This is a genomic window from Bacillus sp. FSL L8-0152, assembly GCF_038006365.1.
Lineage (GTDB): Bacteria > Bacillota > Bacilli > Bacillales > Bacillaceae_G > Bacillus_A > Bacillus_A cereus.
This window is the reverse complement of sequence record NZ_JBBOVB010000001.1, coordinates 4,604,836-4,624,590: the sequence shown is the minus strand read 5'-3', so window position 1 is coordinate 4,624,590 and position 19,755 is coordinate 4,604,836. Positions and strand designations below refer to the sequence as shown.

The following is a 19,755-nucleotide window of genomic DNA, read 5'->3' as shown; positions in this document are numbered from 1 at the left end:
ATCAAGAGGTGATGAGGTTGGTGGTTAAACAAACGAAATTAAGAATTATTGAAGAAGTCTATGGAGACCAAAGAATTGAAGATGTGTTTGAAGAACTATACCAGTTGCGATTTGGCATAAAAGTAAAAGTTACAAGAAAAAATCCAAGCTTAGTTGCAACTGAACAAGAAAAGTAGGCTTTAAGCTTCATTGAGCATAGCTTAATGAAGTGAGGAGATATAGTGGACAAGCCTGAAAGGAGAGTAATGAATGAAAAACGGAAAAAGATTGACTAAACGTGAAAAAATGCATCTCAAATCGTACAGCTTAAATCCTGATAATTGGTTGGTTTTCAAGAAAACGGATGGAGAAATGCATTTAGTACACCGTTATACTAGCGCAACTCGTGTAATTCCAAGTTTATAAGTTTAGGAGGGAATAAGATGGATCAGTTAACAGTAGCAAGTGAAATACGTCTTTTAGGAAGAAGAAACATAGCTGGATATGAATTTACTGGAATTGAGGGGGGATTCGGTGAAGGTAAGAAAGCAATGTTAGTTAAGGATATAGCCGTTATTCATGGGAGACAATCATCACGAATCAATGAACGTATTAACGAAAATAGAAAACGGTTTAAAGATGGGATAGACATTATTGATTTGTTAGGTGTCGGTTTGACGGATACCGAGATTAAAAAATATGGATTTACACAACAAGCCGTAAATTCTTATCGTGGGCGTAACGGTAATATTTATTTACTTTCTGAAAGAGGATATTTTAAATTACTAAAAATTTTAGAAGATGAAAAAGCATGGGATATCTACGATCAATTTGTTGACGGATATTTCAACATGAGGGAAAAGAATCAAGTGGCTACAGACCCAATGAGCATTTTAAAACTTACATTCGAAGCATTAGAAGGCCAGCAGCAAGCAATCGAAGAGATAAAGTCGGATGTACAAGACTTGAAAGAAAATACACCATTATTCGCAATTGAATGTGATGAAATCTCTACAGCCGTAAAGCGTCAAGGAGTCATATTGCTAGGCGGAAAACAGTCTAATGCCTATAGAAATCGTGGATTAAGAGGAAAAGTGTACCGTGATATTTATAACCAATTATACCGCGAATTTGGCGTGAAAAGTCATAAGGCAATTAAACGTTGTCACTTAAATGTAGCAGTAAAAATAGTTGAGGAATACACGCTACCAATTGTATTAAGCGAGGAAATATCGTTTTTAAATGCACAAATGGATTTTATAGAAATGCAGTAAGTAAGGCTATTTTCATTCGTTTTTTTCTGAGTCAAAAACTTAAAAAGAAAAGGTGGCAAAGGTAATGGATCAGTTACGGGTTATTGAGGGAATACACGAGAGTAAGCCAGATTATGTTGAGATATATCTCAGAATGTTTATGAATGCAGTTAATGAGTTAAAGGAACAAGATAAGGAAACAAAATCATTAAGCAAGGATACGTATAAAAAAGCAATTTTTTCAGGAGTTAGATATATTTCAAGGTCAAAAAATGATATTTCGAATTATGACTACCTAATGAATAGATTTCTTTTAATAAGCTATTTAGAAAATTTAATGAAGGTGTTAACGCCGCGGGATTTTATAAATATATTTCCAATCGATAAAAATTATGATGGCGCTCGTTATGAAATGAAAGATTACTTTTTTACCATAAATGAAATTAAAAAAATCGGAATGGATTCACCTATTGGAGAGAAAATCATGGAGTTTTTATGGGATTACCAAAACTTTAAAGATATAACACTATTCAACTTAGCCTCTGTAAGCATTTTGAATAAATTGCAGAAAATGCAAGGTAAAAAAACGTTAACCGAAGAGTTTGCCGAGCGATTAGGCATCGATACTTACACAAAGCATAAAGAAAAGGGCGGAAAAGAATATATTACAAATGACCGTACTGGTGAGATCCAAGAAGTTAAAAAATATAGACCAAGATATTTAAAACCAGTTCAATGATTCATGTTATTAAGGCTTATAAACAAAGAAAGTAACTTGCGCCAACAAGTTACTAAATAAAAATACTTATAAAAATATACTTATTAGAAATATAACATACACGCTCGATGTATGGAAAGGGTGTTATTATGGCTCTTTTTAGAAAAGTGCATACAGAATTTTGGACAGACGTAAAAGTATCAGAAGATATGACGCCAGAAGACAAATTGTTTATGGTGTATCTTTTGACTAATCCCCACACAACTCAATTGGGAGTATATGAAATCACACCTAAGATGATAGCTTTTGAAATCGGACTATCAATAGAATCGGCTAGAGCACTACTGGAACGTTTTGAAAGCCATCATAAATTAATCAAATATAACAAAACGACAAGAGAAATAGCTATAAAAAATTGGGGCAAATACAACCTGAATAGAGGCGGGAAACCAATTGAAGATTGTCTTAAAAGAGAAATTGATAAAGTGAAAGATTTATCTCTAATAAAATTTATTTTAGAACATACAGATCATGCAGTTTTAAAAAGAAAAATCAATCTTTATTCGGGTTTTAACGATACGTCCTACGATACGTTAACGATACGTGACCAAGAAGAAGAACAAGAAGAAGAAGAAGAAAAAGAAGAAGAAGAAAAAGAAAAAGAAGAACAAAAAGAAAAAGAAAAAGAAAAAGAATCGGAAGAAGAAAAAACAAAAACAAAAGCAAAAGCGTCTTTAAAATCAGACGCAAAGTCCAATCCAATACCATATAAAGATATATTGGATTACTTCAATGAAAAAGCAAATAAAAACTTCAATCCTAAAGCAGAAGGACATAGAAAGTTGATTCGCGCTAGATGGAATGAGGGGTATAAGTTAGAGGACTTTAAAAAAGTTATCGATAACAAAACCTCACAATGGCTTGGTAAGAAAAGTTTTGATGGAAAACCACTAGATCAATTTTTAAGACCAAGCACGTTATTTGCACAAAAACATTTTGACAACTACTTAAATGAAACGGTCAACATGTCTAATCAACAACATGGAGATCAGATAGTTATACCTGGATTTAGGGGGAAAATGCCGTTTTAGAAAGGAGTAATAAATGTGAAAAGGATACAAGATTCTTTTGAAAAACTCACCAATTTAAAATTTGCAGATGAAAACTGTGATAAACACACCTTTAATAAACACGGGAAAGAAGTTGTTAAATTGGTTAGGAAAATGATTGATGATGCAGGAACTGTATATTGCCCCCGCTGCATGGTTGAAGAGCAAAATTCGGTTTTATTTCAACAAGCAAATAATCACTATAAAAAGATTAATAGAGAACGGAAGAAAAACGTACTCTTTCAACACAGTATCATTGAAAACCAATCCATTACAGAATCAAGATTGTCTACATACAACACAGATTGTCAAGAAACGAAAGAAAACAAAGAAAAAGCTATGAAAATTATTGAACGTATAAAAAACGGTGAGTTTTTAAATGTATACATTGCAGGGATTCAAGGAGTAGGAAAAAGCCATTTAGCGTATGCGATGCTGTATGAATTAGTCAAACACTATTGGGTAATATCAGACGGTGAGAAATTAAATGATGAACATGCTTTTAAAAATATGAAAAGCTGCTTATTCGTAGAGATTGAAAAGCTAATTCGATTAATACAGCATTCATTTAGAAATGTAGAGTCAAAATACACAATGGATTATTGTATCAGTTTAATGGTGGATGTAGATTTCCTTGTAATTGATGATTTAGGGGCTGAAAGTGGTTCGATGAATCGAAACGGAGAAGCAAGCGATTTTGTTCATAAAATACTTTATGGTGTGACGAATGGACGACAAGGGGCAAATAAAACAACAATCACAACTTCAAATTTATCAAGTGCTCAATTATTTCAAAAATACGATCCGAAGCTAGCAAGTAGATTGTTAAATGGTGTATCAAAAGATGAAACGATTGTTTTTAAAACAACCACTGACAAACGAATTGTAAATTTAGACATTGGATTCTAATAAAAGGGGTGCGGAGAAATGAAAGAAATAAAGGGTCAAAATAATAAATTGATGGAAGAGTTTGATATGTTGTTAAGGCAACTGCTAATTAAATGTAAAACAGATGAAAGGGTAAAAAACTTTGTGGATAATCTGTTTGAAATGCTAAGTGATAATAAGCTACAGTCTGATATTGATTTTAAAACGGCATTAAATAAGTTAAGAGAAAAGCACTTTCCTAAATTTGAAAAAGGAGAGAGCAAAAATGACTGAAGAAAAGGGACAAGCTAAGGAAATAGTTAGTGTTCGTGAAATGTCAGATGATGAGTTTATGGATAAATACGGAAGACTTGTACATCATTGCGTATGGAAAAGGTATGCGAAAAAAAAGGCCAGTATAGAGCGTGATACTGGTTTAGATATTGAGGATTTAACACAATTCGGAATGATCGGTTTGATAAAGGCACGAGATAATTTCGACCTTGAATTTGGATGTGCGTTTTCAACGTATGCTGTTCCGAAAATTCTTGGGGAAATAGGAAGGGCGATTCGGGATAATCAAAAAATAAAAGTGCAAAGAACCGTATATGGAGTAAAAGGAAAGATTTTAAATCAACAGTTAGCGGATAAGGAGCCAGAAGAAATAGCAGACATTTTGAATGAACCGGTAACTTTAGTGAAAATGGCTTTGGAGTATCAGCCTAGCACGGATTCGCTTAATAAGGTTGTATATGCATCTGGAGCTAATGAAGAACTGACATTAGAAACAATGATAGAAGATACTAAAACGGAAGATATTGAAGAAACAACCATTAATCGAGCTGTAATAAGAGGATTTAAAGCTGCATTGCCTCCTAAAGAATATATCGTTTTAGATATGCGTTTACAAAATATGACGCAACAAAACATTGCAAATCAAATGGGATACAGTCAGGTGCAAATTAGCCGTATATTAGCAAAGATTAATCAAAGAGCTGCTCAATTTGGTAAAGAAGGAGGGCTTCAAGATTGAGTGTTACGAGAGGTGTTTGTATCGATGTAGACCACTCAGACTTGTTAAAGGAGAAAGTAGAGTACTTTTTATTCCCTGCTAAACCAAGTCATTATTATGTAAGCAGATTTAATCGTAAAGGAGCGCATTTTGGTTGCTATCCAGCTGAAAGGTTTCAAATCACGGAAAAGGAAGTATGGACACCAGAACCTCAACCGAATCCACCTGAGTTAAATGCAAACCTATTCTATAGAGCTCAGTTGATTTGGCGAAAAAAGGGGTATAAAGATAAACCACTTAAAGATTACATCGTACAGCCGATGGGGAAACATTGCCGCTTTTGGCATGATCGGGAGCGCAAGAAATTTTGTGGTTGTTTTCCGATACATTGGTTTACTGATTTTGTACCAGTTCAAAATCATCATATAGAAGAAAAAACTAAAGAAGAGGTTAAGTTATTACAACGGCCAGATGGACAACTTGCATTTTTTTAACGAAAGAAAGCGAAGGTTTTTTTGCCCAGTCATCGATTAAAAAAGGAGTGTTCTTAATGGATATTAAAAAGTTATTTGCAACGCAGAACGTTTTGGATAAAAGAGTTTTAGAGTCAAAAAATCTTTCTAGAGAAGAAGTATTTGAATTTAGGATACTAGCGTTTTTAGATGAATTAGGCGAATGCATGAAGGAATGGAGAGTATTTAAGTTTTGGAGCAATGATCGTAAACCGAGAACTAGCATACCTACAGGGAAAATCAAAGTATTAGATGATGGTTGTAAAGTAGAAGTCTATAAAAATCCACTTTTAGAAGAATACGTTGATGGATTACACTTTGCAATTGGACTTTGCATAGATTTGAAAACAGAAATCAACTTTCCTGCTTCTATGCGTTGCGAGACAGTTACAGAGCAGTTTTTCGAATTGTATCAACTAGCAATACGATTAAAAGAAGAACCAACAGCATTTAGGGCAGATGTCCTATTAGCCCATTATCTTGGTTTAGGGGAAATGTTGGGCTTTTCGTTAGAAGAAATTGAATATGAATACATTGAGAAAAACAAGGTTAACCATGAACGTCAGAACAATGGATATTAAGTGAGAAAGTGACATGGAGCAGCTATCGATATTTGATATAGATGAAACTAAAATCAAGCTATATGAAGTCTTGGAAGCTAATGGCTACCATCACGAGATTAAGAGTTATTACTTACACAATGATTACATGGGCGAAGTTAAGTATTTCTACATTAGAACAACAGAGGACATGATTATTGATATGTGTTTGAGTCAGTTTCCTGAAGTGTTTATGGTATACGAGGGATTCAATGAAGTCCAGATCAAGAAGATATACAAAGGGCGATTGTAAAAGTGCGTATATTTTGGAATTAAGGCGGGTGAAAAGTGTGGATATTTACTCAGGATTTAATTGGAATCCATATGACGCAAAGGTTGGAAAGGGGATTATTGAAAGGGAGGGCACTCCAGAGGCAATAAAGTATTTTTCTGAAGTGTGCGAGGGACTTACTAACTATGGATATTGGTTTTTTCTTTCTACATTGTGGGTGAGTTATTCAGGCCATTCAGATTTAAAGTTATGGAAACAACTGTTTAATAGTAAGAGGCCAAAACGGAAGAAATGCATTATGAAGCCCAGTGAACTTAAAATGTTCGAACGATTACCCTATTTCATTACGGTATATAGAGCACATAGGCCAAATGAAAAAGACTGGATTGCATATACTCTTGATTCGTTGATTGCTACAAGATTCGCAAATGAGCGGGGAGTTAATACAATCGTGGAATACAAGGTGAAGAAAAGGGATGTTCTTGCGTTATTTTTAAGACGAGGGGAACAAGAAATAATCGTTCTTGATAAAACAAAAATACAGTTTATCTCTAGGATATTTATTTGAATTTTGTTAAAGAATGGGGGAGAAATAATGAAAGAACTTAATTGGATAAATGCCATTGAATGGGGAAAAATTCATTGTCCGATGTTAGGCAAAGAAGTTATGACTTATTATCCAGAAGGAAGTAAGCCTTATGACACATATACAAACCCTTTTGTAAATGAAGATGGAGAGATTTTATACTATCGTTTCGATCAAGATGAAGGGCATTGGCTTGAAGAACCTTACTGGTTAGAGGATTTGTGTGAAAGATTTTAACCAAAGTGTTATTTTAATCGAAAAGGGGACTGAGAGATGGAAAGCCAAGAGAAATTAGTTGTTTTAAATGCAGATCAAAAGGCAGTTGCTTTAAAAGGGTTAAAGGATTTGTTCTTTGCAGCACAACAAATGCATGAATGGTTATCAAAAGATAATTTAACTGAAGAAATGAAAGGGATATTAATTTCACTATCAGAGTCCCACATTTCGGATGTAGCAAAAGCAACAAACTATGACTCTAATCTTGCTAAGGAAAGAGCAGAGCGTCACGCAGAGATTCGTAATGCCAATATGCGTATTCGCGAATTGGAACAACAGATGGCAGAAATGAAGCCAATTGATGGATTAAAAGAGCAATTAGCAGGTTTAACTCGCAAAATTGATGAGTGGTGGGATGAACTTGGATTCAATTACATTTCGGAAATGAGTTTTAGCAAATGGGGCGGATTAGATATAAAGTTTGGATTTCAATTAGGTAGGCTTTCAAGATCATTTAGTAGTACACCTGTATCGGATAAGGAAGAAGATGAAGACAAAATACAACAACTGCGCAATAAAGGATTTATTTTCACAGAGGAAGATAGAGAAGCACATTTAGCTGACAATGATACAAACAAGCAACTACTGGTACAACTTTTAGAAGAGAGATTTCCAAGCATACAAATTACAGGGATGGAAACTTGGAGTGGGAGAAGAAACAGAGAAGCGCACATTCGAAATGTCACAGCCTATCTTGGCGAATTACATGAAATTTAAACAAAATAGTTATTTGGTAGGGGGTAGAAAGAATGGACTTAAAATGTAACCAATGCAGAAAACGCGGTAATCATAATGGTATATGCAAAGAGTGTTTTGAAAAGATTCTTGTTAGAAACGGAGAAAAAGAAGGAGATAGAGGTTTGATACAGTTAGCAGATCTAGAACCAGGTAAGTTATTTAGATTCGGAGAAACTGTTGGTTTTAAATCAGAGTACAGGTCAGGTGGAGTAATTGAAGCGTTTATTGTAGGAAGTGGCGAAATGTTTTGGGGTGGAACAAGTACAGCGGATAAACAGCGTGAATTAATGGTTGAGCCTATTGATTTGAAAGAACTATTGTGAGACTAAACAAAATTCTTATTTGATTGGAGGAGACAAAATGGGCTGGGAAAAAACAATTGAGCAAAAGGAAATGACAACAATCGAAAAGCTACACCTGATATGTGATGCCAGTTTGGTACAAGGTAAATGCATATTAGTTGAAGCGAACAGTTTTGCTTGGATGATTCGGACTATTAAGGAACTTAGTAAGGAGGGAAATAAGTGATTTATGAAGTCATAGATTATTGCTCTAGATGTGATGAGAAACTAGAAAACTGCGAATGTGAATGTAGTAAGTGTGATGAATGGCTACACGATTGTAAATGTGAAGAAAACTAAACAAAATTGTAATTTTAGAGAAAGGGAGTCGAAAGAATGAAAACATTTAATGTGACTTTCACAGAATTAAAGGTATATGAGGCAGTTGTTGAAGCAGAGTCGAAGGAAAAAGTTATTGATACGATTAAATGCTTAAAAAGAACCGAGGATGATTTAGTAGACAAAGGGGTCATCATAAATGAAGTCAGTGAGATAAATGTTAGTGAAGAACAAAAGTTCGAATAAAGTGACTTCTCAGATTGTCCATTTTGAGGCGGAAATAACTTTTTGAATATCATAAGACCTTATCGGTGAAAAAGCTCTTATTCGAGTGTACAAGCCTGTTATACACATTGCGTGGGGATTGGAATGGATTTATTAAGAAAGGGAGTATAAAAAATGAGAACTGGGAAGAAAAAACATGTTAAAAGAGCTATTTTGAATCGTCAAAAGGAAATCGATAAAGAACGGACTGCGGCAGCTTGGAGAAATATTTTTGTGAAATCAGGAATCATAAAATAAAAAGAGGAAAAGCAACTCATTGGGGACAAGTCACTTTTCCAGATGGCAATGTAAATCCATTATAGCAAAACATATGTACAAGTTGTAGGAATAAACAACGAGGCATTTTGACACCTATCGACAATCAGAAATGCGGTTGTTGATCTGGAAATATGAAAGTAGGTGAATCATCATTTGTTTAACTGGCTGAGAGATTACCAAAAGTTAGAAGAAGACATAGCCTATCTGGAATACAACTTAGATAAGACAAAAGCTGAATTAAGACGCTGGGTCAGTGGTGATTTGAGAGAAGTACGTTTAACAGCAGAATCTGAAGGTGCAAAAGTTGAAAAACGCATTGAAGCGATTGAATACGAATTAGCACATAAGATGAACGATATGTATAAATTAGAAAAGTTAATTAGTAAGTTTAGAGGATTAGAAAATCAGATACTCAAATTGAAATATGTAGATGGTATGACGTTAGAAGAAATAGCAGAGGCAGTAAATTATAGTTCTAGTCATATAAAAAAGAAACATGCTGAACTTGTTCGATTAATTAATTTCGTGGAGCGAGAAGGTATCATTTAGGTTCACTCCTAAAATGAATCGAAACGGTTGAAAAAATGATTTATATTGATAGCATACAATTTTAACAGAAGGGCAACTGGTGCACGGTTGCTCTTTTTAGTTTTGGAGGTTATTAGGCGATGGATGTACAAGAATTGTCGATGCGATTAGAATATCTAGAACGTAAAGTGCTTCAGGTAGAAACGAAGGCAGATGCGCTAGGCCAAGCTGCTATACGAAAAGGCGATAAAATAAAAGTGGTGTACCCTCATTTAGGGATACAAGGTGAGTACTTAGTGAAGAAAATAGATAATGGTGTGATGGAATTAGTAGCAGAAGAAACAATGAAAAAGATTCAGGAGTGATTAGAATTGAAGAAGCTATCTAAACAAGAACTAGCAGCTGTAATGACATATTGTATTTCAACGCTTGGCGAGAAAATGGTTAATGAGCATATTGATGCCCAGAAGTTAGCGCAAGCAAGTGCAATCCATAATGATCTCTTTGATAATACAACTCCTAAAGAACGTAGAGAAGCGACAATCAGTTTACTAGGGAAAGCGATTGACGAGTTTTTAGAGAGTAAGGAGTGAGATTTATGAATGACGATTTACAAAAGAAAATTGTCGCTCTTGGTTTACTCCCTGTAGATGAATCGATATATGTCAGATATCTTAAAATTAGGGAAGATATAGGATTAAATGCAAGGTGTTTCACCCATTACAAAATGTATAAACATGTTTTTATGCCATACTCAAATGACTATCTTATCGGAACATCATTAGAAGAATTATTGAAGAAGGATAAAGAAAACTACAAACAGTTTTGTCCTTCTTTTTTTGTGCGGTTAAAAGATAAGTATTTTATCTGGAAGTTCAAACGAATATTAAAGAAATTAAAAAAGGGATATGAAAAGGAGAATAACTGAATGAACGCATTTAATAAAATCGTTAACGATATGCAAAATGAACAAGTGGGAAATGCAATGTTAGATTTCGCTTTGGCTGCAAAAATGACATTCGCTGCCTTCACGCAGTTTAAAGAAGCTGGATTCACTGAAGCGCAAGCATTTGAGTTAACACGCGAGATATTAATTAATTCATTCAATAATAATCAATGATCCATAGACTGGCGAGGTGGGAATGAATGCAGGTGTATTGCTCTAAATGTGATAAGAGTTATGACATACAGCCGCAAGTAGAACAACTTCCTAATCGTATTGAGAAGTGTTTCTTTATTTGTCCTCATTGTAATCATGAACATGTAGCTGCGTATGTGAATGATAAGATTCGTAAGTGTCAAGCAGATATAGCAAAGTGTCATGAGCGGATCAATAAAAAGAATCTCGCTATTGAAGATGAAATGAAACGGTTAAGGAAGAGGTTTGAAAGAGCAAAGCGAGAGGTGAAGCAGGTTTGAAAATGCCATTAACAAAGCATTGGTGTTTAGACAGAAACTGCGGATTTGAAGAGACTTCTCATAAGATACGTGACGGTTGGAAATGTCCTCATTGCAACGGGCCAATGATGTTTCAACAGGTGAATAAGAAAAAAGAAAGCGCCAAGTGATGGTGCTTTTTTATTTTGGAGGAGGATGCAGAATGAACTATAAAACACAATTAGAATGTAGAGATAAAGAATGTCGTACAGTAATGTTTGGTCATTTTTTAGAAGGAATGAACTGCGTTAAGTGTGGCGGCCCGACAATAGAGAAACCATATAGACCAGTCGAGAAGCAAGTAAATCAAAATAAGAATAGTGAACTAACAATACAAGTTGGTGTAGATACAACTGAGGCATTAGAAGGAATTAAAGAAGTGATTGAAGCTGCTAATGAATGTACAGATGCACTGGACAAATTAGAAAAGATTATGGATAAGTTTACAAATAGAAGTGATACAGTGGAACTCTATTGTGAAGGTAAATTGTTATCGAAGTCCACAGTTAATCATACAGTTGATTCAATTCAAGGTCGCATAATCAAGGGGGAGGAGCTTGGAGGAAGTGAACGCTGATGAAGAAACCGCTCAGACCATGTTGCGAATTTCATTGTTATAATCTCACACGTGAAAGATATTGTGAGGAACATAGATACAAAGAGAAGGAAACGCAGCAGGATAAGAATAGATACTATGACCGATTCAAACGGGACAAAGAGAGCACGGCTTTCTATAAGTCAAAGGCATGGGAAAGGTTAAGAGAGCAGGCACTAATGAGAGACAAAGGGTTGTGCCTGCATTGTAAGAACAACAGAAAGATTAAAGTTGCAGATATGGTTGACCATATCATTCCAATAAAAGTTGATCCAAGTTTAAAATTAAAATTAGAAAACTTACAATCACTCTGTAATCCATGTCACAACAGAAAAACAGCAGAAGACAAAAAGAAATACGGGTAGGGGTGGGTCGAAAAACTTTCAGGGTGGTCTTCCCGTACCGCCGCCCCCTCAACTTCGCAGAAAAATCCGTTTTTGCATATTTTTTTAAGGGGGTGTAATCATGGCTGGAAGAAATAAACAACCACTCTCTGTTATACAGGGAAAAGGTAGATCAAATCACATTACAAAAAGTGAGAAAAATAGACGAGAAAAACAAGAAGAAGCATTGCGGGGGCATACTGATAAAATTGAAGCTCCTTCTTATTTGACTGCGGCACAAAAAAGAGAATTTGATACTTTAGCCGCTGAATTAGTCAGGTTGAAAATTTTCAGCAACTTAGATGTGGACAGTTTAGCAAGGTATATCGATTCTAAAGACCAGTATATAAAAATAGTTCGCCTACTAAGAAAAACAAAACCTACAGATGATTTTAAATTGTATTCTCAAATGCAAAGAAGTAAGAATCTTTTATTTAATGAATGTCGTTCTTCAGCTAGTGATTTAGGTTTGACCATTACATCCCGCTTAAAATTAGTTATTCCAGAAGCAGATACTTCACAACAAAAACAAAGTGAAGCGCAAAAGCGTTTTGGTGATCGTATATGAACTGGATAATGGAACGGGTTTTTGCATATTGCGAGGATATTTTAAGCGGAAAAATAAATAGTTGTAAAAAACATCGTTGGGCCATCGAACGATTTATAAGGGATTATGAGGAGTGTCAAAGTGAAGACAGTCCTTTTTATTTTGATGGAGAGATAGCAGAGGATTTTTACTGGTTTGCAAAGGAATTTAAGCACGTTGAAGGGATTTTGGCAGGTGAATCCATAGAATTAACTGATTTTCAATTGTTTTTAGCGGCTAATATTTTCGGATTCAAAAAGAAAATAAATGGAGCAAGGCGATTTAGAAAAGTTTTTATTCAATTAGCGCGTAAAAATGCTAAATCTCAGTTTCTTGCTATTGTAGCAGCTTTTTGTACATTTATTGGAGAAGAAAAACAACGTGCTTATATCGCTGGATGGACAAGGGACCAATCATCTGAAGTTTATGAGGCTGTAAAAACAGGGATTAGTTCTAGCGAATTGTTAGAAGGGAAATGGAAAGAAGCTTACAGTACTATTGAAATATTTAAAAATGGCTCAGTTGTCGTTCCACTTTCAAAAGAAGCTAGAAAAACTGGTGATGGTAAAAACCCGTCTCTTGGAATTGTCGATGAATATCATGCACATGAAACTGATGAAATTTACGATGTTTTATCGTCTGGTATGGTGGCAAGGAAAGAGCCGTTAATGTTTATTATAACAACAGCTGGTTTCGACTTATCAAGGCCTTGTTATAGAGAGTATGAGTATGTCAGTGATATCTTAGACCCGTCAAAAAGTGTAGAAAACGATGATTATTTCGTTATGATCTGCGAATTGGAAAAGAATGATGATATCAAAGATGAGTCGAATTGGATAAAAGCAAACCCAATCGTAGCAACATATGAAGAAGGTTTGGAAGGTATACGTTCAGATTTGAAGGTTGCTCTTGATAGACCTGAAAAGATGAGGGCCTTTTTAACAAAAAATATGAATATTTGGGTCGATAAAAAGGACAACGGATACATGGATATGTCAAAATGGCAAAAATGCGAAGTAGATAACCTTGATTTTTCAGATGCAACTCTTTGGATAGGTTGCGACTTATCAATGACAACGGATTTAACAAGTGTTGGTTGGGTTGGAATGGATGATGAAGGTGATTTTATTGTTGGACAACATTCTTTTATGCCTGAAGCGCGTTTGAAAGAAAAGATGGCTACAGATAAAGTGCGTTATGACTTATGGGCTGAACAAGGATATTTGACTTTAACACCTGGTGAAATGGTTGATTATACAATAGTTGAATCTTGGATAGAAAACTTTTCTAAAGACAAAGAAATTCAAGAGTTTGATTATGATAAATGGAATGCATTGCATCTAGCGCAAAATTTAGAGAATAAAGGGTTTGTTTGCGTGGAAATCCCTCAAAGGATAGCTAATTTATCCATTCCAACTAAAACTTTTCGAGAAAAAGTATATGAAAAGAAAGTTAAACATAATGGAGATCCAGTCCTTTTTTGGGCGCTTAATAATGCTGTTATTAAAATGGATGATCAGGAAAACATTATGATTTCGAAAAAAATAAGTAAAAATCGTATCGATCCAGCAGCAGCGGTATTAAATGCGTTTGCTAGGGCTATGTATGGAGCAAGTGTCAGGTTTGATGTATCTGAATTTGCAAATAAAGACTTTCTAGGCAAGTTATGGAACTAGGGAGGGGGTGAACATGTGAAAATAGTGGATTCAGTTAAAAAGTTCTTTAATTTTGAAAAACGTCAAACATCGCAGGTAATAGAGTTAAATAAAGATGATGAAAAATTATTAGAATGGTTAGGGATTTCTCCAAGTGATATTAGCGTTAAAGGCAAAAATGCTTTAAAAGTCGCTACAGTCTTTGCATGTATCAAAATACTATCTGAATCTGTATCAAAGTTACCCTTGAAAATATATCAGGAAGATGAATACGGAATTCAACGCGGGACTAGGCATTATCTCAATAATTTATTGAGACTAAGGCCTAATCCATACATGTCTAGCATGAACTTTTTTGGGGCATTAGAAGCTCAAAAAAATTTATATGGCAATAGCTACGCTAACATAGAATTTGATAGAAAAGGGAAAGTGCAAGCTTTATGGCCGATAGATGCCTCTAAAGTGACAGTGTACATTGATGACGTTGGTTTATTAAATTCCAAAACTAAAATGTGGTATGTGGTAAATATGAATGGACAACAAAGAGTGTTAAAGCCAGAAGAGATTCTGCACTTTAAAAACGGAATAACTCTTGATGGTCTTGTTGGTGTCCCTACAATGGAATATTTAAAGTCCACATTAGAAAATTCAGCTTCAGCTGATAAATTCATAAATAACTTTTACAAACAGGGGTTACAGGTAAAGGGATTAGTTCAATATGTTGGTGATTTAAATGATGATGCGAAGAAGATTTTCCGAGAAAATTTCGAGTCAATGTCTAGCGGTCTTCAAAATAGCCATCGTATCGCATTAATGCCAGTAGGATATCAATTTCAGCCTATTTCATTAAATATGTCAGATGCTCAATTTCTTGAAAATACCGAACTTACTATTAGGCAAATCGCCACTGCATTCGGCATTAAAATGCATCAATTAAATGATTTGAGTAAAGCGACTTTAAATAATATTGAGCAGCAGCAACAGCAATTTTATACCGATACATTGCAAGCTACTTTAACGATGTATGAGCAAGAAATGACGTATAAGCTATTTTTAGACAGTGAGTTGGATAAAGGGTTTTATTCGAAATTCAATGTAGATGCTATTTTAAGAGCGGATATCAAAACGAGATATGAAGCTTACAGAACAGGTATTCAAGGCGGTTTTCTTAAACCTAACGAAGCTAGAAGTAAGGAAGATTTACCACCAGAAGCTGGTGGAGATCGGTTACTTGTTAATGGGAATATGTTGCCGATTGATATGGCTGGACAGGCATATTTGAAGGGAGGTGATACTAGTGGAGAAGTCAGCAAAGAAGGAAATGAAGGAAATTAGAGCTTTACCAATGACTATTGAAGTCCGTGAAGTTAATGAGGACGAAGGAAAACGAACAATTTCTGGATCGATAAAATATAACAATGAAAGTGCTGAAATGCGTGATTGGTGGGGCGATACTTTCGTAGAAGAGATTGCTGAAGGGGCTTTTGATGAAAGTTTAAAAGTTCGTGATGTTGTAGGTTTATGGTCTCACGACACATCTCAAGTATTAGGAAATACTAAAAGTAAAACTTTACGAATCGAAAATGACAAGAAAGAATTACGATTTGAATTAGATATTCCTAATACAACTGTCGGGAATGACGCATGGGAATTAATTAAGCGTGGAGATGTTGATGGAGTTTCTTTTGGGATGAAGGTTACAAAAGACAAATGGTCATCGGAAGAACGTGAAAATGGAAAGCTTTATAAGCGTTCGATTTTGAATGCTGAACTATATGAAATATCACCGGTTGCATTCCCTGCATATCCAACGAATGAAGTAAGTGTACGTTCATTGGATGATTTTAAAGCTGGAGAAAAGCGAGTAGCTGATGAGTTTAGGAAAAGAAAATTACAAATCGAACTAGAGCTTATATAAGGCTCTTTTTTTATTGATAAATTTAAGGAGTGATTTGAATGTCAAAAGAATTACGTGAATTATTAGCTAAGTTAGAAGGGAAAAAAGAAGAAGTGCGCTCTCTTATGGGAGAAGATAAAGTGGCAGAAGCAGAACAAATGATGGAAGAAGTACGATCACTTCAGAAAAAGGTTGATTTACAACGTTCATTAGATGAAGCAGAAACGGAAGAACGAAATAACGGACGAGAAGTTGAAACACGCAATGTAGATGGTGAAATGGAATACCGTGATGTATTTATGAAAGCATTGCGTAATAAACCATTAAATGGTGAAGAACGTGAATTTCTTGAGAATGATTTAGAAAAACGCGCAATGTCTGGGTTAACTGGGGAAGATGGAGGGCTTGTTATTCCTCAAGATATTCAAACAAAAATCAATGAATTATCTCGTTCTTTTGATGCACTTGAGCAATATGTAACTGTTGAGCCAGTGCGTACACGTTCAGGGTCAAGAGTATTAGAGAAAAATTCAGAAATGATTCCATTTGTTGAAATCACTGAAATGGGCGAAATTCCAGAAACTGATAATCCGAAATTCTCAAATGTACAATATGCTGTGAAGGATAGAGCGGGTATTTTACCGTTATCTCGTTCATTGCTTCAAGATAGTGATCAAAACATCCTAAAGTATGTAATTAACTGGTTGGGCAAAAAATCTAAAGTTACACGTAATGTGTTAATCTTGAACGTAATAGAAAAATTAACAAAGCAAGCGATTAAATCGCTGGATGACATTAAAGATGTATTAAATGTTAAATTAGACCCAGCGATTTCCCCGAATGCAATTTTACTTACAAATCAAGATGGGTTTAATTACTTAGATAAATTAAAAGATAAAGATGGAAAATATATTTTACAGTCAGACCCAACGCAAAAAAATAAAAAGCTATTTGCTGGTACTAATCCAGTCGTTGTTGTTTCGAATCGTTTTTTAAAAACAAAAGGAACTACAAATAAAAAAGCGCCACTTATTATCGGTGATTTAAAAGAAACTATTGTCTTATTTAAACGCGAAGATATGGAATTAGCTTCTACAGATGTAGGTGGTAAAGCATTTACTCGTAATACATTAGATTTACGTGCAATTCAACGTGATGATGTACAAATGTGGGATAACGAAGCAGCCGTTTATGGAGAAATCGATTTAAGTGCTCCTGTTGAACAACCTCAAGGATAAACAAGGGAGGCATTTGAATGCTTGTTACCTTAGAAGAAGCTAAAGAATGGATTCGAGTGGATGGGGACGATGACCAAACCATCACTATGTTAATTAAAGCAGCTGAATTATATATTTACAAAGCAACTGGCAAAACATTTACTCAAACAAATGAAGATGCTAAGTTGCTTTGTTTATTTCTGGCAGCTGATTGGTATGAAAACCGACTACTTGTAGGTGAAAAAGCCAGTGAAAAAATCAGAGCCATTGTTCAGAGTATGATATTACAGCTTCAATATGCTCCAGAGCCTCAGGAGGAAAGAAAATGAATCCTGCAAAATTAGATAAAAGGCTTACATTTCAAGTAAAAGATGAAAATAAAAAAGGGCCTGACGGTGATCCAATAGATGGCTATAAAGATGCTTTTACCGTATGGGGCTCTTTCGTTTATTTAAAGGGAAGGAAATATTTTGAGGCAGCGGCTGCTAATAGTGAGGTTCAAGGGGAAACAGAAATCAGAAATCGGGATGATGTAAGTGCAGATATGAAAATTAAGTACAAAAACGTGATTTATGATATTGTTTCCGTTATCCCAACTCAAGATCATACTTTATTAATCATGTGGAAACGTGGTGAAATGAATGGCTGATGGTATAGATTTAGATTTATTAGGATTTGATCGTTTAGTTACTGAATTAGATCAAATGGGGTTACGAGGAGAGAAAATTGAAGATAAAGCTCTTGCAGCTGGCGGTGAACCTATTCGTAAAGCCATTGCAGAACGAGCTCCAAGAAGCACAAGCCCCAAAAAACGATCTAAAAGTGAACCGTGGCGTACAGGACAACATGGTGCGGATCAGATAAAGGTAACAAAAGCTAAACTTGAAGGTGGAATAAAAACAGTAAAAATTGGTCTTAATAAAGCGGATCGTTCCCCGTGGTTCTATTTGAAGTTCCATGAATGGGGTACATCCAAAATGCCAGCACATCCATTTATAGAGCCTGGTTTTAATGCCTCAAAAGCGGAAGCTGTACGTGCTATGACAGATATTTTAAAGAACGAAATGAGGTTGAATCTGTGATAAATTTAAGGCCTGATATTTTACAAGCTCTTGAGAATGATCAAGAGCTTGTTTCATTGTTGGGTGGAAAACGAATTTATTACCGTAAAGCAAAAAAAGCAGAAGAGTTTCCGCGAATTACGTATTTTGAATTAGATAATAGGCCAGATGGATTTGCAGATAATCAAGAAATTGAAAGTGAAATCTTGTTTCAAATTGATGTTTGGGCGAAGAGCAGTACAACGGCAATCCATCAAAAAGTGAATGAAATTATGAAAAAAATTGGTTTCTCACGATATGCGGTTGCCGATTTATACGAAGATGATACAGAAATCTTTCATTACGCGATGCGATTCGCGAAAGGAGTGGAGTTATAAATGGCTGGAGAAATTATTACAATTAGTTCGACTGTCGGTGTAGATAGTCTTGTTTATGCAAAACTATTAAAAGATGATGCATCAGGTGTTTCATATGCAGATGTAAAGAAGTTAGAAGGGGCAGTAAAGGTTAAAACTTCTAAAAAAGTAGCTTCAGAAATTATGTGGAGTGATAATAAAAAATCAGAGATTGCTGAATCTGACGGAGAAGTGGAAGTTGAAATTGAAGTTCGTGGACTTTCCTTATCAGCGAAAGCAGATATTGAAGGGTATCCAGAAGTTACGGATGGCGTATTAGATGAAAAACGAGAGGGAGAAAAGCCATATTTAGCAATTGGATGGCGCTTTTTAAAGGCCAATGGTAAATACCGTTATGTTTGGTTACTCAAAGGGAAACTTTCGCAAGAGGAAGAAGAAGCTGAAACTAAGAAGGATAAACCAAACTTCCAAACTACAAAACTTAAAGGTTCATTCATTGAACGTGACTTTGATGATAGACCTAAATTTACAGCTGATGCTGACGAACCTACATTCACAAAAGCTATCGGAGACAATTGGTTTAAAAAGGTATACGAGAAGCCTGTAACACAACCACCAACAGGAAAGTAAGAGGGAGCAAAAGCTCTCTCTTTTAATTATTTAAGGAGGAATAAATTATGAGATTAACTTTACGAATCAATAACGAAGAAAAAACTTTTAACTTACCAGCATTCATTCCAGCTCGTTTAATTCGCCAAGCTCCTGAACTTGCAGATATCCCAAATAATCCTGAAGCGGCAGATTTAGATAAGATGGTTCAATATGTAGTACAAGTTTACGGTGAACAGTTTACAGTGGATCAGTATTGGGATGGTGTAGACGCTCGGAAATTTTTATTAACGACAACAAATGTAATTAATGCTCTGGTTAGCGAAACCGTAGAGGCAGCGGGTGCGAATCCTGTAACTGATGGAGCAGAAAACCCAAACGTATAGA

The 19,755-nt window shown here is 35.2% G+C and carries 37 protein-coding genes; all 37 read left to right on the top strand.

The window, feature by feature from the left end; genetic code table 11:
- The first annotated feature begins 11 nt into the window (after positions 1 to 11).
- The 37 genes from MHH27_RS23400 to gpG all read left to right on the top strand — a co-directional run bounded on the left by MHH27_RS23400 (position 12) and on the right by gpG (position 19,754).
- Entirely contained in the window at positions 12 to 176 is a 165-nt protein-coding gene (locus MHH27_RS23400; protein ID WP_042883179.1) for a hypothetical protein, read from the top strand.
- Positions 177 to 249: 73 nt separating this feature from the next.
- Positions 250 to 405 carry a DUF6906 family protein gene (locus tag MHH27_RS23395; RefSeq protein WP_000788394.1) on the top strand — a complete coding sequence of 52 codons (156 nt, stop codon included), beginning with the start codon at positions 250 to 252 and terminating at the stop codon, positions 403 to 405.
- Positions 406 to 422: 17 nt separating this feature from the next.
- A complete protein-coding gene (locus MHH27_RS23390; RefSeq protein WP_000372564.1) occupies positions 423 to 1,253 on the top strand; it encodes an ORF6C domain-containing protein in 831 nt (276 codons plus the stop codon).
- A 52-nt stretch (positions 1,254 to 1,305) separates the two neighbouring features.
- Entirely contained in the window at positions 1,306 to 1,971 is a 666-nt protein-coding gene (locus MHH27_RS23385; RefSeq protein WP_340944300.1) for a hypothetical protein, read from the top strand.
- A gap of 128 nt (positions 1,972 to 2,099) precedes the next feature.
- Positions 2,100 to 3,041: a conserved phage C-terminal domain-containing protein gene (locus MHH27_RS23380; protein WP_340944297.1), complete on the top strand. Its 942-nt coding sequence runs from the start codon at positions 2,100 to 2,102 to the stop codon at positions 3,039 to 3,041.
- A gap of 15 nt (positions 3,042 to 3,056) precedes the next feature.
- Complete coding sequence (locus MHH27_RS23375) at positions 3,057 to 3,968, top strand: ATP-binding protein (protein WP_000822421.1); 912 nt, start codon at positions 3,057 to 3,059, stop codon at positions 3,966 to 3,968.
- Positions 3,969 to 3,986: 18 nt separating this feature from the next.
- Positions 3,987 to 4,220: a hypothetical protein gene (locus MHH27_RS23370; protein ID WP_340944294.1), complete on the top strand. Its 234-nt coding sequence runs from the start codon at positions 3,987 to 3,989 to the stop codon at positions 4,218 to 4,220.
- Positions 4,213 to 4,959 (top strand): sigma-70 family RNA polymerase sigma factor, encoded by a 747-nt coding sequence (locus MHH27_RS23365; RefSeq protein ID WP_340944292.1) that lies wholly within the window; start codon positions 4,213 to 4,215, stop codon positions 4,957 to 4,959. Before MHH27_RS23370 ends, MHH27_RS23365 begins: the two co-directional genes overlap by 8 nt.
- Positions 4,956 to 5,432, top strand: a complete 477-nt coding sequence (locus MHH27_RS23360; RefSeq protein WP_340944290.1) for a hypothetical protein — start codon at positions 4,956 to 4,958, stop codon at positions 5,430 to 5,432. The genes MHH27_RS23365 and MHH27_RS23360 overlap by 4 nt, the downstream gene beginning before the upstream one ends.
- A gap of 56 nt (positions 5,433 to 5,488) precedes the next feature.
- The gene (locus MHH27_RS23355; RefSeq protein WP_340944288.1) at positions 5,489 to 6,031 is read left to right on the top strand and encodes a dUTP diphosphatase; all 543 of its coding nucleotides are present in this window, start codon (positions 5,489 to 5,491) and stop codon (positions 6,029 to 6,031) included.
- A gap of 13 nt (positions 6,032 to 6,044) precedes the next feature.
- The gene (locus MHH27_RS23350; RefSeq protein WP_044821898.1) at positions 6,045 to 6,302 is read left to right on the top strand and encodes a hypothetical protein; all 258 of its coding nucleotides are present in this window, start codon (positions 6,045 to 6,047) and stop codon (positions 6,300 to 6,302) included.
- The gene (locus tag MHH27_RS23345; RefSeq protein ID WP_340944285.1) at positions 6,262 to 6,849 is read left to right on the top strand and encodes a hypothetical protein; all 588 of its coding nucleotides are present in this window, start codon (positions 6,262 to 6,264) and stop codon (positions 6,847 to 6,849) included. Before MHH27_RS23350 ends, MHH27_RS23345 begins: the two co-directional genes overlap by 41 nt.
- Positions 6,850 to 6,876: 27 nt before the next feature.
- Positions 6,877 to 7,104, top strand: coding sequence for a hypothetical protein (locus MHH27_RS23340; protein WP_340944284.1), 228 nt, complete (start codon positions 6,877 to 6,879; stop codon positions 7,102 to 7,104).
- Positions 7,105 to 7,140: 36 nt separating this feature from the next.
- Positions 7,141 to 7,860 carry a hypothetical protein gene (locus tag MHH27_RS23335; RefSeq protein WP_340944281.1) on the top strand — a complete coding sequence of 240 codons (720 nt, stop codon included), beginning with the start codon at positions 7,141 to 7,143 and terminating at the stop codon, positions 7,858 to 7,860.
- A 143-nt stretch (positions 7,861 to 8,003) separates the two neighbouring features.
- Positions 8,004 to 8,204 (top strand): hypothetical protein, encoded by a 201-nt coding sequence (locus tag MHH27_RS23330; protein ID WP_340944279.1) that lies wholly within the window; start codon positions 8,004 to 8,006, stop codon positions 8,202 to 8,204.
- A 37-nt stretch (positions 8,205 to 8,241) separates the two neighbouring features.
- Positions 8,242 to 8,409, top strand: a complete 168-nt coding sequence (locus MHH27_RS23325; RefSeq protein WP_340944277.1) for a hypothetical protein — start codon at positions 8,242 to 8,244, stop codon at positions 8,407 to 8,409.
- Positions 8,410 to 8,573: 164 nt separating this feature from the next.
- Positions 8,574 to 8,747, top strand: coding sequence for a hypothetical protein (locus tag MHH27_RS23320; protein WP_340944274.1), 174 nt, complete (start codon positions 8,574 to 8,576; stop codon positions 8,745 to 8,747).
- Positions 8,748 to 8,900: 153 nt separating this feature from the next.
- Positions 8,901 to 9,023: a DUF3983 domain-containing protein gene (locus MHH27_RS23315; RefSeq protein ID WP_001258960.1), complete on the top strand. Its 123-nt coding sequence runs from the start codon at positions 8,901 to 8,903 to the stop codon at positions 9,021 to 9,023.
- 174 nt (positions 9,024 to 9,197) lie between these two features.
- Positions 9,198 to 9,593 carry a sigma factor-like helix-turn-helix DNA-binding protein gene (locus MHH27_RS23310; protein WP_000483567.1) on the top strand — a complete coding sequence of 132 codons (396 nt, stop codon included), beginning with the start codon at positions 9,198 to 9,200 and terminating at the stop codon, positions 9,591 to 9,593.
- A gap of 119 nt (positions 9,594 to 9,712) precedes the next feature.
- Positions 9,713 to 9,937: a hypothetical protein gene (locus MHH27_RS23305; RefSeq protein WP_340944271.1), complete on the top strand. Its 225-nt coding sequence runs from the start codon at positions 9,713 to 9,715 to the stop codon at positions 9,935 to 9,937.
- A 6-nt stretch (positions 9,938 to 9,943) separates the two neighbouring features.
- Positions 9,944 to 10,165 carry a hypothetical protein gene (locus MHH27_RS23300; protein WP_340944268.1) on the top strand — a complete coding sequence of 74 codons (222 nt, stop codon included), beginning with the start codon at positions 9,944 to 9,946 and terminating at the stop codon, positions 10,163 to 10,165.
- Between the two features lie 5 nt (positions 10,166 to 10,170).
- Positions 10,171 to 10,500, top strand: a complete 330-nt coding sequence (locus tag MHH27_RS23295) for a hypothetical protein (protein WP_340944265.1) — start codon at positions 10,171 to 10,173, stop codon at positions 10,498 to 10,500.
- A complete protein-coding gene (locus tag MHH27_RS23290) occupies positions 10,501 to 10,692 on the top strand; it encodes a hypothetical protein (protein ID WP_340944263.1) in 192 nt (63 codons plus the stop codon).
- Positions 10,693 to 10,718: 26 nt separating this feature from the next.
- Positions 10,719 to 10,991: a hypothetical protein gene (locus MHH27_RS23285; RefSeq protein WP_340944261.1), complete on the top strand. Its 273-nt coding sequence runs from the start codon at positions 10,719 to 10,721 to the stop codon at positions 10,989 to 10,991.
- 181 nt (positions 10,992 to 11,172) lie between these two features.
- Positions 11,173 to 11,586 (top strand): hypothetical protein, encoded by a 414-nt coding sequence (locus MHH27_RS23280; protein ID WP_340944258.1) that lies wholly within the window; start codon positions 11,173 to 11,175, stop codon positions 11,584 to 11,586.
- Entirely contained in the window at positions 11,586 to 11,969 is a 384-nt protein-coding gene (locus MHH27_RS23275; RefSeq protein WP_322371963.1) for an HNH endonuclease, read from the top strand. Before MHH27_RS23280 ends, MHH27_RS23275 begins: the two co-directional genes overlap by 1 nt.
- A 100-nt stretch (positions 11,970 to 12,069) precedes the next feature.
- Positions 12,070 to 12,555: a phage terminase small subunit P27 family gene (locus tag MHH27_RS23270; protein WP_044798131.1), complete on the top strand. Its 486-nt coding sequence runs from the start codon at positions 12,070 to 12,072 to the stop codon at positions 12,553 to 12,555.
- On the top strand, positions 12,552 to 14,249 hold the full coding sequence (locus tag MHH27_RS23265) for a terminase large subunit (RefSeq protein ID WP_340944255.1): 1,698 nt from the start codon (positions 12,552 to 12,554) through the stop codon (positions 14,247 to 14,249). Before MHH27_RS23270 ends, MHH27_RS23265 begins: the two co-directional genes overlap by 4 nt.
- A gap of 15 nt (positions 14,250 to 14,264) precedes the next feature.
- Complete coding sequence (locus MHH27_RS23260) at positions 14,265 to 15,563, top strand: phage portal protein (RefSeq protein WP_340944252.1); 1,299 nt, start codon at positions 14,265 to 14,267, stop codon at positions 15,561 to 15,563.
- Positions 15,526 to 16,146: an HK97 family phage prohead protease gene (locus tag MHH27_RS23255; RefSeq protein ID WP_001982892.1), complete on the top strand. Its 621-nt coding sequence runs from the start codon at positions 15,526 to 15,528 to the stop codon at positions 16,144 to 16,146. The genes MHH27_RS23260 and MHH27_RS23255 overlap by 38 nt, the downstream gene beginning before the upstream one ends.
- A 38-nt stretch (positions 16,147 to 16,184) precedes the next feature.
- A complete protein-coding gene (locus MHH27_RS23250; RefSeq protein WP_086392737.1) occupies positions 16,185 to 17,363 on the top strand; it encodes a phage major capsid protein in 1,179 nt (392 codons plus the stop codon).
- A gap of 17 nt (positions 17,364 to 17,380) precedes the next feature.
- On the top strand, positions 17,381 to 17,671 hold the full coding sequence (locus MHH27_RS23245; RefSeq protein WP_061684671.1) for a head-tail connector protein: 291 nt from the start codon (positions 17,381 to 17,383) through the stop codon (positions 17,669 to 17,671).
- Complete coding sequence (locus MHH27_RS23240) at positions 17,668 to 17,991, top strand: phage head closure protein (protein ID WP_153597889.1); 324 nt, start codon at positions 17,668 to 17,670, stop codon at positions 17,989 to 17,991. The genes MHH27_RS23245 and MHH27_RS23240 overlap by 4 nt, the downstream gene beginning before the upstream one ends.
- A complete protein-coding gene (locus tag MHH27_RS23235; protein WP_000763167.1) occupies positions 17,984 to 18,424 on the top strand; it encodes an HK97-gp10 family putative phage morphogenesis protein in 441 nt (146 codons plus the stop codon). Before MHH27_RS23240 ends, MHH27_RS23235 begins: the two co-directional genes overlap by 8 nt.
- Entirely contained in the window at positions 18,421 to 18,780 is a 360-nt protein-coding gene (gene gp17 / locus MHH27_RS23230) for a tail completion protein gp17 (protein ID WP_000609189.1), read from the top strand. Before MHH27_RS23235 ends, gp17 begins: the two co-directional genes overlap by 4 nt.
- Positions 18,781 to 19,389 (top strand): major tail protein, encoded by a 609-nt coding sequence (locus MHH27_RS23225; protein WP_000896660.1) that lies wholly within the window; start codon positions 18,781 to 18,783, stop codon positions 19,387 to 19,389. It begins immediately after the preceding gene.
- A 47-nt stretch (positions 19,390 to 19,436) separates the two neighbouring features.
- Positions 19,437 to 19,754: a phage tail assembly chaperone G gene (gene gpG, locus MHH27_RS23220; RefSeq protein WP_340944231.1), complete on the top strand. Its 318-nt coding sequence runs from the start codon at positions 19,437 to 19,439 to the stop codon at positions 19,752 to 19,754.
- Position 19,755 lies beyond the last annotated feature (1 nt).